This is a genomic window from Bradyrhizobium sp. CCGUVB4N (assembly GCF_024199945.1).
Classification (GTDB): Bacteria; Pseudomonadota; Alphaproteobacteria; order Rhizobiales; family Xanthobacteraceae; genus Bradyrhizobium.
Genome location: NZ_JANADP010000001.1, coordinates 1,840,823 through 1,852,828 on the forward strand (window position 1 = coordinate 1,840,823; position 12,006 = coordinate 1,852,828).

The window sequence follows — 12,006 nt, forward strand, 5'->3', positions numbered from 1 at the left end:
TCCAGCAACCTCCGGCGGCGCTCCGAAAGGACCGCCGCGGATGCTCACGGGCCGCTTCTTTCTGTGCGGCCGCTGCCGTTCGCAGGTCACGATCTGCCGCAACTGCGACCGGGGACAACGCTATTGCGGCCATGACTGCGCCCGTGCTGCCCGCCGCGAGAGCCTGCGCGAGGCGGGACAGCGTTATCAGCGCAGCCGCCGCGGACGCCTGGCGCATGCGACCCGGGCCCGACGATACCGGGCGCGGCACAATAACGTGACGCATCACTCTCCACCCGCATGCCCTGTCGGTTCACTACTGCGCCGGCCTGCGGACGATGTCGTCGTTGCACCTACTGACGTCGGCGAGCGAGCGACGACATCGATCATGCCCATGCCGAGCTGTCGGCTCTGCGGCTGTCGGTTGTCGATGTTCGTTCGTACCGGCTTCGTGCGTCGCCGGGGGCCTCGTCATGCGCACCCCGCCTATGGAGGCCGAGACCCGACCGATGACCGTTATCCCTGAATTGGAAGCGCAGATCCTGCGTCTGTATCACGTCGAGAAATGGCGCTGCGGCACCATTGCGAAGCAGTTGCGGGTTCATCACACGACCGTGCATCGCGTCCTGACCCAGGCCGGACTGCCCAGGAATAGGCCGATATTGCGGCCCACGAAGATCGAGCCCTATCTGCCGATCGTCCTGAAGACGCTGGAGCAGTTCCCCGCACTCACGGCCAGCCGCCTGTATGCGATGATGCGTGAGCGCGGCTACCGCGGGTCGCCCAGCTACTTCCGGCACCTGATCGCTTTGCACCGTCCACGCAAGCCAGCCGAGGCGTTCCTGCGGCTGCGCACGTTGCCGTCTGAACAAGGGCAGGTGGATTGGGGGCACTTCGGTCACATCGAGATCGGTCGCGCCCGCCGTCCGCTGATGGCGTTCGTCATGGTGCTGTCGTACTCGCGCGACATCTACCTGCGCTTCTTCCTCGATGCGCGCATGGAAAACTTCCTGCGCGGCCACATCGGCGCGTTCAACACATGGTGTGGGCTGCCCCGGGTCCTGCTCTACGACAATCTTAAGAGCGCGGTGCTCGAGCGCCAGGGTGATGCGATCCGATTCCATCCCACGCTGCTTGCCTTCGCCGGCCATTATCGGTTCGAGCCGCGTCCTGTCGCGGTTGCCCGGGGCAACGAAAAAGGCCGTGTCGAGCGCGCTATACGGCATATCCGGGAGGCATTCTTCATCGCCCGCAAGTTCACCGATCTCGACGACCTGAATGCCCAGGCCGAACAATGGTGCCGATCCGAAGCGGCGGACCGACCATGTCCGGAGGATCGCGAGATGACAGTACGCCAGGCGTTCGCAAAGGAGCAACCACTGCTTCTGCCGCTGCCCGCCAACCCGTATCCCGTTGAGGAGCAGGTCGCCGTGAAGGTCGGCAAAACGCCCTATGTGCGGTTCGACCTGAACGACTACACGGTTCCCCATACCCATGTTCGGCGCATGCTGAGCGTGCGGGCCGATCTCAGCCAGGTCCGGATCTTCGACGGCGCGCAAATGATCGCCAGTCACCGTCGCAGCTATGATCGTGGCCAAGAGATCGAAGACCGACGACACCTGAAGGATCTCGTCGAGATCAAGCGTGAGGCGCGCCAGCATCGCGGCCTCAACAGCCTCACCCGAGCCGTGCCGGTCTGTCAGACCCTGATGATCAGGGCCGCCGAACGTGGCGCCAACATCGGTGCGCTCACGACCGCGCTGCTGCGGCTGCTCGATCGCTACGGCGCAACGGAATTGCAGGCTGCGGTCGAGGACGCTTTGCGTGCGGGCTCCGTCCATGCGGCGACGGTCCGCGCCGCACTCGAACGTCGGCGCCTTGAGCGTGGTGAACCGCCGCCCGTCGAAACCAGCCTGCCCGAACATGTGCGGCGCAAGGATACAACGGTCCGGCCGCACCGCCTCGACAGCTACGACCAACTGACCCCTTCTGGAGATAACGACGATGAGCACTGATGATGCCCTGCTGAACCGCGCCAAGGCGCTGCGCCTCAACGGCCTGGTCGAACACTGGGACGAAATCGCCGGCGCCCCATGGCTGGCCCCCATGCTGCAATGGGAGGAGGAGGAACGTGCCCGGCGCTCGCTGCAGCGACGCCTGCGCGACGCCAGGATCGGTCACTTCAAACCGATGGCCGATTACGACTGGCTCTGGTCCAGGCGCCTCGACCGCGCCGCAGTGGAGCAATTGATGTCGCTGTCCTTCATGAACGACGCAACCAACATCGTCTTCGTCGGACCAAACGGCGTCGGAAAGTCGACCCTCGCGCAGAATATCGCCTACCAGGCGCTCATCGCCGGTCACTCGGTCTTGTTCCGATCGGCCAGCGAAATGCTCGGCGAGCTTGCCGCCCTCGACAGCGATACCGCTTTGCGCCGAAGGCTCCATCACTACGCCGCCGCCGACGTTCTGGCGATCGACGAGGTGGGATATCTATCCTACTCGAACCGTCACGCAGACCTGCTGTTCGAACTCGTCAGCCGGCGCTATCAGGCCCGCTCCACAATCGTGACCACCAACAAGCCCTTCGCCGCATGGACGGAGGTCTTCCCAAATGCCGCATGTGTCGTCAGCCTGGTCGACCGCCTCGTGCACCGATCCGAGGTGATCTCCATCGACGGCGAATCCTACCGCCTCAAGGAAGCTCTGGAACGCGCCGAGGCCCAGAGCACACAGCATCGAAGCCGGCCCGCCAGCACCAACGAGAAGGAGCACGTTGCATGACCAGAAACCACCATCAACCATCCGGCCTCAACTTCGGGATCAGCTTCCTCATCAATCCCGAATGGACCCCGGAGCAGGCGCTCGCTGTCCACGAGCTCCTCAAGGATCTATCCGACAACATCTGGTCGCACTACTGCCTCAAGATCCAGGAACTCATCCAGGAGCAACAAGCGCCGGCCGATCACCGCGACGACGAAGAGCAACCATACTCCTTCTGAAACACACACCACTGCGACACTCGGCGGCGGCCCTTGCGGGCCGCCTTTTTAGTTCCCTCACCATCCTACTGCCCATTCTTGTCGTCATTTTTGTGCGGTTTTAGAAAGTCACCAACAATCATGGATGGTCTGGAAGAGAAACCGCCGCGCCAACTCCCGGAACCAGGCGTAAACGGTCTGCCACGCCCCGAAGTGGATCGGCAGCATTCGCCAGCCACAGCCGGAGCGCACCAGATAACGCACCGCGTTGATCACCTCCCGGAAGTCAACCTCGCGCGGCCGCCCCCGACGCCCTGGCTTCGGCATCAGCGGCGCAATCTGCTCCCACTCCTCGTCCGTCAGATCAGATGGGTAGCGCTTGGTCTTCTTGGCGATCTTGGCCATCCGGCCGCGGCTCTGCTCGGTCCACATCCCAAGCTTGAATCACAACCGCGACCCTGCCGATAGCCCCAGAGCCGATTTTCAAAACGGTCTCTTACGAGTTCGGTGTCAAGAGCTCCGTTGCAACGACGTTATCGCACGCCATCGGCGGTCAGTTCGCGACCATGGATGCGCTTCCCCGGCTCACTATGACGGCCACACGCTTGCAGCCGTGATCCCCGGATGGAGTCGCGAGCGGCAACCAGCGTGTTCTCGTCGGCATTGGCCGTTTGGCGGCGGTAGGCGCGGAGTGGCCTTTGTCCTGGGCCGGCGGTCCCCCACTGGACGACAAGGCCACGATGATCCCGTTGCTGGCCCGCGTGTGCGGGTGTGGCTCGCGAATCGCTACCCCGAGATGAGGAATTATGTCGAGCGTATGATTATGTGGAGTGCGTGGCGGGTAGAGGCCTCTCGCTGCGGTTCTCTGGGCGCGTTCACTCCGCATAGCGGCCGACCATCCTCAGGCATGGGACCGGCGCCATTGCGGTCGCCGCTTCCAGTTCTCGGTCAGATCGGCTTGCAGGGGAAACTGCGTGCTTTGGAAGCTCGCGTGTCCTCGCCTTTCGAATGCCACGGAGCGCCTGCAGGGTATGCATTGCACAGGTGTGACGTAGCACGTGCGCCCGCCGTCACCCCGTGCTGGCGGTGGACGGCTCTCTCCACGCAGCCGTGGCGGCGATGAGCAGACGGGAGCGCAAGTACGCAGATGACGTGGTCTACGCGGTGTGGACACTAAGGATTCGATTTTGAGATCAAAACAGATACAAGGCTTCTACGGACCTACGACGCTTCATTGAGGTCGAGACGGCGCGCGTGATGGCGTCTAGACGCTCGGCGCGCCTGCACATGAACTTTTCCAACCGTCGTTCAGGCTCCAGGAGAAGCCTCGCGAGGCCGCGCAGATCATCAAGCGCTATCATCCGCCAGCAACACCATACGAGCGTGCGCTCGCGTGTCCGGCTCCATCGAGAGTTTCAATGGCCGGATGCGCGATGAACTTTTCAAGGAGACCCTGTTCTTCACTCCCAACGACCCGGGCGGATGGCCTACTGGACCAGCCGACTACGACATTCGTCGGCCTTACTCGTCGCTGAGATACCGGATCCCTGAGGCCTATGCCACTAACCTTTCCGCAACGGACGATCGGCTACGCAACCCCGACAAGTTCCGTCGATCGTCTTTGCTCTATCCGCGCCACTACGCGTACCAACCCGGAGGATCTAACGACGTTAAATGAAATCAGTAACAGGCCATCCCGCCTACATACCTCTACTGACTTCAAGTGCCAGATCGTTTCTCTGCCAGGGCAATTGAAGAGCCAAATAAGATAAGACCAACACCGAGCCACATGAGCGGCGTAGGAAATTCGGCAAAGCACACCAAGCCAACAGCCAGACTGGCGGGTAGGCCAATAAAGTCTCCAAATGGAGCGCCTCGGCCTAGACGCGCCAGCGTGTAACCTCTTGTCAGGGTGACCTGCACCAACATCCCCAAGGCCCCGATAAGGACTAGCAAAGGCCAAACGCCAGGCGGCGGCCATACCCATTGTGGGAGTGCGAGCGGCAGGCCCATCGTACAGCTCCAGAGTGCGAGGCTAAGCGCGATCCGCTCAGGAGCCTCGCTGCCCGAAATGCGCCTCACCATCATTACATCTAAGCTACTGAGGAAAGCGCCAGCCAGGCCGACAACAATCCAACCGGTCATGTTGCCGACGCTCGGTTGGACGACGGCAAGCATGCCCAGCAAGCCAAAGGTTAGACCGATGATCGGCGTGACCGCTGGCCTTTCCTTTAGGAGGAATACGGACAACAGCAGTGACCAGATAGGGCTTGTGTAAGAGATAGCGGAAACAGCCGATAGGGGAAGCCGCGATATGCAAAGAATGAATAGTACAAAATGCGCATAGCCGAAAAGAGATCTGAGAAAATGCTCCCTGGTCAGGAAAAATAGAAGATCGAATGTGCCGCGTTTCGGCAGCATAAGCAAAAGAATTGGTATCGACAACATGTTGCGCAGAAAGGAAACCTCCAGGGGAGGGAGTGTGATGGTAACGATCTTGATGATCGAAGACATGATGACGAATATCAGGTTGGAGAAGGCGATATAGACTATGCCTCTAAGTTCTGCATCGCGGATCATTTGCAACTTCTTCATCGATTCGCCGGCCTAGAATGAGGCTCAGATTGGCTGCGAGCAGGTCATTTCGATGCGTGACAAATCAGCTCATGACAGCCTCGGCCATATCAGCGATCTACAATCCCAAAAGCGGCCACGGTGTTGTACCTAGGTCCTCAGATCGGAAGACATGCAGGACGTGAGGGCCTAGAATTGGTGTCGCCGACAACGTCCAAGATCCTTGCTCCAACAGCTAGGCGGAAAAAGGAAGTCAACCAGCCGCTAAGAGTCAGGTCCTCGGTCCGATGAAGCGTGCACTTGGTGACCAGAGTCGTTGAAACGATTCACCCGAAGTGTGCAAATCCGGGCGAAGATCGGCCCCGCCGATATAGGCGCCGGCAAGGCATTGGTCAGAATGATCAGGACGACCGCTGGCAATGTGCAGGCGCTTACAAGCTGCGCGAGCGCATCGAGGTCCTTGGCGACCCGCGCTGTTTCTACCGTTCGGGGTGCCCTTTGAAACCACGGCATCGAGATAAGTGGCCAGCAGCGCCCAAAAAGGTGATTGGGATGGGGCAGGACGGGCCGCTTTGTTGCGTCAGCGTGATCGCGATGACGTATTTGGCGCTGGCACGCGAATAGCCGTGATGTGACCAGCAGGAACGGGGCAGATATTAGCGACGCCAAATCCCTCAGTAGCAACGAGAGCTTGCCAGCGTAGTCATACATAGACGTCGCGAGACCGCCTGGTAGATAGTGTGGCCGAATCGGTAGAGGCTGTTTCCCATTTTCGAAAGATCCGGTCACGATTTGTCGCTGGCGGAAGAAAGAAGACGATCTCCGGCTGTTATGCCGGTCACTTGTCTCAAGGATACTCTGCATTAGCTCCTGCGCTTTGTCCGCTCCTCATATGGCAGCCATCAGCGGCTTTCGGTCCTTAAAATGCGCTCCGTCATAGGCAGTTTTTCAGTGCTGCCCATTTCGTGCTACCATGCGATCATTGCCTCCCAGCGATCTACAGGCACGGAAGCTCCTCTGTGTAGACAACGTGGACCGCCCAGCGACATAGTCGAATTTCGAGCTTGCCAAAACTGCGGCAGCCATAATGAATGGCAGCTTGCTTCCGGCGATCAGCGCCTCGATCCGAGCGACGAGGACCAAAATCGTCTACCGCTGTACCCACTCTGCTCGCATCAGCCGGAGAATTCGCCGATGGATCTTGCATGTCGAACTCGTTGCGGCTGACGTGTGACCCATCCGACTCTCATCAACCGATCAATGCACGCCCCAGTTATCTAGATCAATTACCAGCCTTGGTAGTTGATTGGTGACTGAAAACATCACTCAATGGAAGGAAATCGGCGCACCGGGACGTATACGATCCGATATGTTGCCGCATTCATCGCGATCCGTTGCCGCATTCATCGCGATCCAAAGCATCGTCAGGTGCAAATCAGGCTAGGGGATCTCTTGTTGATCTGTAACACGAGCAAGCAACCGTTCCGCCGCGGGACGATAGAGCACCTCCGATAAGCGGGAGCACCCTGCTGGTATTGCATCAGCAGGGGCATTCATGGACTCCTCTACGGAGACCGGAAGGATACAGTCGCTTGTCATAGTCGCTCTGGGTTTCGCCAACATTCTGCTAAGCGCGCAAACTGTACCCAGTGAGCTAGAACACGTCTCGGAAGTTGCCGAGTCGTACCAAACCTGGCTGAAGTCTTGGGCAAGTGACCCGGTGGCTCCGCAAGGCTGCTGCGATGACTTCGCATCCCTTCTCCATGGCACAGCGATGGACGAGCGTCACGATAAAACCCGTCCGCGCGGTTCCAGCAGTGTGGCAATGCGGTGAGCAACAAAGTTAGTGACATCGAGATCTCTATCGCTACGTTGATTGAGGGCGAAATAGCTAGTGGCCAGCTTCCCAAAATGCAGATAGGCCACGACTTGAAGCCGAACAGTCGTATCCTATTGCTGCGGTTTGGAAGAACCGGTATGCTCCCGCGCAGCTGCTTGCGCAGTTCGTCGCCGTCGTTGGCGGTGCTGCTGAGTCCGTACTTCCATACCTTGACTCTGCGGTCACACGCTGGGCGATCTGGTAGTCTTGTGCCTCGTCTCCAGTCAGCAGGATATCGATCGGACGCCGAGCATCTGAAATTCTTGCATTTTCATGCTACGCCCTCCGACGCAAGAGCCAAGTGCCCTGTTGCGACCCCTTTGGCGCCCGCTTCGAAGCAATGCATTGTGACGCGCTTGGAGTCGATCATGTACAAGAAATTGGGTTTCCTAAATCGTATTCCTCCGTTGAGGGCCGCCTTGTTTGACGGACGCGAACGCTGCAGGTCCTAGGGGTAATCCCAGGAGAAGCGCTATGACGATTTCGCGGGCAGAGGTGATCACATCGGTCGAGCGGCGGCGTCGGTGGTCGCAGGATGAGAAGGAACGGCTAGTTGCAGCATCGCTCGGGCCCGGAGCCACTGTTTCCGAGGTGGCTCGCATGGCCGGCCTTCATGTGAGCCAGCTGTTCAGGTGGCGCAAAGAGCTTTGCAAGCACAATGATGCGAGTATAGCACCGTTAGTGCCGGTCGAGATTGGGCCGTCTGTGCCGCCCCGGGATGTGGCCGAAGCGCCCTTGACGACGGCACCGGCGCGTCGACGAAGGAGCCAGGGTATCATCGAGATTGATCTTGGTAGCGGACACCGCATCCGGGTCGATGGCGAGGTTGATGGAGACGCGCTGCGTCGAGTTCTCGATGCTCTGGTGCGCCGATGATCCCGGTTCCGACAGGTGCGCGAGTGTGGCTCGCAACAGGCTACACGGATATGCGGAGAGGCTTTCCGTCGTTGGCGCTCCAAGTGCAGGAGGTGCTGCGCAAAGACCCGCTCGGCGGTCATCTGTTCGTCTTCCGCGGTCGCCGCAGCGATCTTGTGAAGATGATCTGGCACGATGGCCAGGGCGCATGCCTGTTTACCAACTAATTGGCTTCATACTACAGCCCTTTCTTTGGGATCGATGCATTTTGAAGAGTTGAGCTGACGAATGATCTCAGCGCGGTGGGCAAGCTGATTCCATCTGCTGCATTGCTTGGCCGGAACGTGCGGTCCTGGCGGTTCATAGAGGCCGATATAGCCATTGTAGGCATGTCTTTTCACGATGCCGTATTTCGCCCACCTGACCAGGGTACTTTCGGTGATGCCGAGTTTGGCGCAGGCCTCCGCTTTTGTCAGCATCCCCCGTTCGCGCAGCCGATCATAGCGAGAGCGCAGACCATACTGTTTAACAAGATAGATGACCCGCAAATCAGTGAACTTCGCGTCGGCTTTACCACGGCGTGCTGAGCCGCCGGGGCGGATCCCTTGGTCATTCAGGATATCGGCGATTTCGGCACAGATGTGATCGTCGAGAAGCTTGTCGACCAGTTCGACCACCTCGGGTCGGGTCTTTACCTGTTGCGCGGAGGATTGTGGGTTCTGAGTAGTCAATGTTTCGGTCTTTCCGCCTTTGAAGCGAATGTGGATCCGGGTCTCTCCCTCGTCCGGGAACTTGAGCAAGGTGACGTCTTCGACGAGATAGGCAAGGAGCCGCTTGCGTTCGCGGTTCGGCAAGGTCCGGTCACACCAGACTGTTTTGAAGTCGACCGTCATGGCGATCAATCGATCTCGGATCGCATCGTCGAGCGTCACCCGATCTTCGCACAGAGCACGTTCTCTTTCTTCTCGCGCATCAGCCAGCATGCGCAGTTTGTCGTTCCATTCGCCTTCAAGAGTGTCGGCAACCAGGCGGTTGTTCGGATCAACCAGCATGAACCGCCGTTGTGCAAGATCGGCGTCAATCTGAGCGCGTTCGACGGCACGGAGCCGGAGTTTGTCCGCTTCGTCATGACGCGCTTCGATCTCTTTTCGGATCTCCAATGCTAACTCCACGGCGGCAGGCGTCATTTCGGCGGCGATCAATTCGCCGACCGCTTCGTCGATGGGCCAGCCTGCGATCGACTGACAGTGGGGTTCGCCGCGAGAGGCGTAAGCGCGGTGACAGACATACCAGGTGTCCACCTGACCACGTCGGGCCGCGTAACGGGCGCTCATATGACTGCCGCAACGCCCGCATATGACGCGCACTTGTAGTAAAGCCGCGCCTTCGCGCGGCGGCGAAGCGCGCACGGCTTGATAACCTTGGCCATTGGCCTCGAGTACCTTGAGGTTGTACTGGAACTGCTCCCAGCTGATATAGCCGGGATGGGCGTCCGGAATGCAGGCGAGCCATTCCTTGGGGTCCCGTTTGCGGAGCTGTTTCTTTCCATCGACGGTCCGGCGGTAAAGACGCTGGCCATAGGCATAGACACCCGCGTAACGAGGATTGTGCAGCGTGCGCATGGCGGTCGATGTGGTCAACTGTTGGAACACCACTTGTTTGCCGTTGCGCAGACGTGAGGGGAAGAGCAGACCCTCCCTGGTGAACGTCTTGACGGTCTGCGTAGCCGACCCGACTCGCGAGAACGTCTCGAAGAAGTGGGAGATCATCTCCCGGATCTGAGCGTCCGGATCGAGAACGACATCGCCAATCTCATCATAGATAAAGCCGGTTGGCAGAGGGCAACGATACTCACCACGACGCACCTTGTTGAGGATACCGCCGCGTAATCGGGCCTTGATAACATGCAGTTCAGCTTCGCTCATCGTGCCCTTGAGGCCGAGCAGAAGACGGTCATTGAAGTTGGCCGGATCGTACACGCCGTCTTCATCGAGGATAAGTGTGTCAGCTAGGGCGCATATCTCTAGCAGCCGGTGCCAGTCTGCGTTGTTTCTGGCGAGGCGGGATACCTCCAGCCCCATGACAATTCCCGCGCGCCCCATGCCGACATCGGACACCAAGTGCTGGAAGCCCTCGCGCCACGACGCAGATGCGCCGGATTCGCCCTGGTCGCTGTCGATGACGATGATCTGATCGTCGCGCCATCCAAGTCCGATCGCGCGACCCCGAAGATCGTATTGGCGCTTGGTGCTTTCGACGTTCTCCATGACCTGTCGCATCGACGACTGCCGGATGTAGAGATAAGCGCACCGCTCGAGATGATGCGATTGGATCTTGAGCTTTTCGTTCATGCTGTTTTCCGTTCAGGGATCGCCATCACGATGGCGGCAAGCAAGTGGATGATCGTGTGTCGCTCGGAAGTTTCGTCCGCGATGGGCAGGCCAGCCCACAGCGGCATGGCAATGGGTTGGCGCTGGCAAGGCTCACGCAAAATCGCACGGGTCCACGCCCATATGCCGCGGTGCAGAAGGATGATAAGGCCGCTGCGCGCCTCCGGCGGCAAAACGGCGCCGAGCGCGGCTGCGCGCAGTATTTCGTATTGTTCGGTGGCGCTGGACTGCATCGCGCAATGCGGTCCAGCGCCATCGTCGGTCACACTGTTTTTTTTACGCCGAGCGCACGCTCGATCGTTCTGGGGTGGATATCGAGGCCGAATTCGGCACGAAGTCGGTTCGCCAGTTCGCGCGCCCGAATGGGTCCGTCCGGCTCCACCTGTGCCTTGAGGAAGGCCAGTACTTCGCCCTGGATCTTGTGTGGTCCGCGCGGTCCGCGTTTCCTGGGCACCAAACCGACCAGGCCCGCGTCCTCGAAGTCCGTCTTGGCCTGGTAGAAGGTCGGCCGAGAGACGCCATATTCGTCGGACACCTCCGTTACCGACATTTTGTCGACGGACACGCGCCGCAGCATTTCGTACTTCACTTGCACGATGTCGCGCCGATCGAAGAAGCCGTTCTCCTGGAATTTCGGGTCGCCGACTTTCTCCGGAGCCGGATTGAGCACCCCATCCGCGGCCAGAGCGCTGACCTTCGATCGCTTGTGTTTGACGCCGTCCGACACCTGCGCCGCCGCTCTCCAAGCTCGACTCAATTAACGTAATTATTATTGTGCCGCGAACGACTAAATCGTCAAGCACCGCATCGTCACTTACTGGCGTAAATGATCTGCAAACAAGCAGCATTTAGCGAAGCGTCCATGGGCTTTGCGGCGTTATTTTTCTTACATTTGCGGCAGATTTTCCCTTACGGTCTTTCGGCGTCACGGACCTGCCTTGCAACGTGAGGCGCTCTACAAGATCGCTGAGCGCCAGTAGATCGCCGAGACCGCACAGTGCGCGCCCGTCTCCCACCACACCCTCGAGACTAGGGCCTGCTGCATCGGTCCATTGCGGCGGAACAGAGCAAATTCGGCCATCGTCAAAGCGCAACAGCAACAGCTTGCCCGCTCGGTTGCCGCGCCTCCCGACGCAGGCACCCCTCTGACCGGAATACGGATGAAAGGGATGGGTCACCGTCACAAGCTGCAACGGGACTGATGAACCGCTCGCATTTCCAACTGAGTTACAAAAGACTCGAGAGAGGAAGGTTCATTTGGCCATCGGTTGCCGGTGAATCGGTAACGATCTCGCCCGCGCAGTTGAGCTATCTGTTCGATCACCCATGTTGATGCCCCTCCTTATTA

Annotated in this window: 11 protein-coding genes and 2 pseudogenes; 7 read left to right on the forward strand and 6 right to left on the reverse strand. The window is 59.4% G+C overall.

The features are described from left to right. Positions 1–488: 488 nt before the first annotated feature. Genes istA through NLM31_RS08300 form a run of 3 tightly spaced genes read left to right on the forward strand, consistent with a single transcriptional unit; the run spans position 489 to position 2,981 of the window. Positions 489–1,994, forward strand: a complete 1,506-nt coding sequence (gene istA, locus NLM31_RS08290) for an IS21 family transposase (RefSeq protein WP_254191935.1) — start codon at positions 489–491, stop codon at positions 1,992–1,994. Next, positions 1,984–2,763: an IS21-like element helper ATPase IstB gene (gene istB / locus NLM31_RS08295; protein ID WP_254191783.1), complete on the forward strand. Its 780-nt coding sequence runs from the start codon at positions 1,984–1,986 to the stop codon at positions 2,761–2,763. Before istA ends, istB begins: the two co-directional genes overlap by 11 nt. Then, entirely contained in the window at positions 2,760–2,981 is a 222-nt protein-coding gene (locus NLM31_RS08300; protein ID WP_254191782.1) for a hypothetical protein, read from the forward strand. The genes istB and NLM31_RS08300 overlap by 4 nt, the downstream gene beginning before the upstream one ends. A 117-nt stretch (positions 2,982–3,098) precedes the next feature. Here the strand turns inward: NLM31_RS08300 and NLM31_RS08305 are convergent. Next, positions 3,099–3,392: pseudogene (locus tag NLM31_RS08305) on the reverse strand (transposase); the annotation flags it as partial. 964 nt (positions 3,393–4,356) lie between these two features. On the opposite strand from NLM31_RS08305, the pseudogene NLM31_RS08310 reads away from it, so the two are divergent. Further along, positions 4,357–4,638 (forward strand): annotated as a pseudogene (locus NLM31_RS08310) (hypothetical protein); the annotation flags it as partial. Positions 4,639–4,679: 41 nt separating this feature from the next. On the opposite strand, the gene NLM31_RS08315 reads toward NLM31_RS08310, so the two are convergent. Beyond that, positions 4,680–5,555, reverse strand: coding sequence for a DMT family transporter (locus NLM31_RS08315; RefSeq protein WP_254192001.1), 876 nt, complete (start codon positions 5,553–5,555; stop codon positions 4,680–4,682). A 2,332-nt stretch (positions 5,556–7,887) separates the two neighbouring features. Here NLM31_RS08315 and NLM31_RS08320 point away from each other — a divergent pair. Together NLM31_RS08320 and tnpB (NLM31_RS08325) are read left to right on the forward strand one after the other, a co-directional pair. Continuing rightward, positions 7,888–8,289 carry a transposase gene (locus NLM31_RS08320; RefSeq protein ID WP_254192002.1) on the forward strand — a complete coding sequence of 134 codons (402 nt, stop codon included), beginning with the start codon at positions 7,888–7,890 and terminating at the stop codon, positions 8,287–8,289. Then, positions 8,286–8,495 (forward strand): IS66 family insertion sequence element accessory protein TnpB, encoded by a 210-nt coding sequence (tnpB, locus tag NLM31_RS08325; RefSeq protein ID WP_256561145.1) that lies wholly within the window; start codon positions 8,286–8,288, stop codon positions 8,493–8,495. The genes NLM31_RS08320 and tnpB (NLM31_RS08325) overlap by 4 nt, the downstream gene beginning before the upstream one ends. Positions 8,496–8,501: 6 nt before the next feature. On the opposite strand, the gene NLM31_RS08330 is transcribed toward tnpB (NLM31_RS08325), so the two are convergent. From NLM31_RS08330 to NLM31_RS43360, 4 genes are all read right to left on the reverse strand, one after another. Beyond that, a complete protein-coding gene (locus NLM31_RS08330; protein ID WP_254192004.1) occupies positions 8,502–10,619 on the reverse strand; it encodes a recombinase family protein in 2,118 nt (705 codons plus the stop codon). Further along, a complete protein-coding gene (locus tag NLM31_RS08335) occupies positions 10,616–10,924 on the reverse strand; it encodes a hypothetical protein (protein ID WP_254192005.1) in 309 nt (102 codons plus the stop codon). The genes NLM31_RS08330 and NLM31_RS08335 overlap by 4 nt, the downstream gene beginning before the upstream one ends. Continuing rightward, positions 10,921–11,385 carry a helix-turn-helix domain-containing protein gene (locus NLM31_RS08340; protein WP_254192006.1) on the reverse strand — a complete coding sequence of 155 codons (465 nt, stop codon included), beginning with the start codon at positions 11,383–11,385 and terminating at the stop codon, positions 10,921–10,923. The genes NLM31_RS08335 and NLM31_RS08340 overlap by 4 nt, the downstream gene beginning before the upstream one ends. Before the next feature lie 121 nt (positions 11,386–11,506). Then, entirely contained in the window at positions 11,507–11,842 is a 336-nt protein-coding gene (locus NLM31_RS43360) for a DUF5372 family protein (protein ID WP_375167541.1), read from the reverse strand. A gap of 17 nt (positions 11,843–11,859) precedes the next feature. On the opposite strand from NLM31_RS43360, the gene tnpB (NLM31_RS43365) reads away from it, so the two are divergent. Then, entirely contained in the window at positions 11,860–11,991 is a 132-nt protein-coding gene (tnpB, locus tag NLM31_RS43365; protein ID WP_375167474.1) for an IS66 family insertion sequence element accessory protein TnpB, read from the forward strand. Positions 11,992–12,006 lie beyond the last annotated feature (15 nt).

Coding starts and splice junctions, on each gene's coding strand:
- istA (WP_254191935.1), top strand. CDS start 489: ATGACCGTTATCCCTGAATTGGAAGCGCAGATCCTGCGTCTGTATCAC.
- istB (WP_254191783.1), top strand. CDS start 1,984: ATGAGCACTGATGATGCCCTGCTGAACCGCGCCAAGGCGCTGCGCCTC.
- NLM31_RS08300 (WP_254191782.1), top strand. CDS start 2,760: ATGACCAGAAACCACCATCAACCATCCGGCCTCAACTTCGGGATCAGC.
- NLM31_RS08315 (WP_254192001.1), bottom strand. CDS start 5,555: ATGAAGAAGTTGCAAATGATCCGCGATGCAGAACTTAGAGGCATAGTC.
- NLM31_RS08320 (WP_254192002.1), top strand. CDS start 7,888: ATGACGATTTCGCGGGCAGAGGTGATCACATCGGTCGAGCGGCGGCGT.
- tnpB (WP_256561145.1), top strand. CDS start 8,286: ATGATCCCGGTTCCGACAGGTGCGCGAGTGTGGCTCGCAACAGGCTAC.
- NLM31_RS08330 (WP_254192004.1), bottom strand. CDS start 10,619: ATGAACGAAAAGCTCAAGATCCAATCGCATCATCTCGAGCGGTGCGCT.
- tnpB (WP_375167474.1), top strand. CDS start 11,860: ATGAACCGCTCGCATTTCCAACTGAGTTACAAAAGACTCGAGAGAGGA.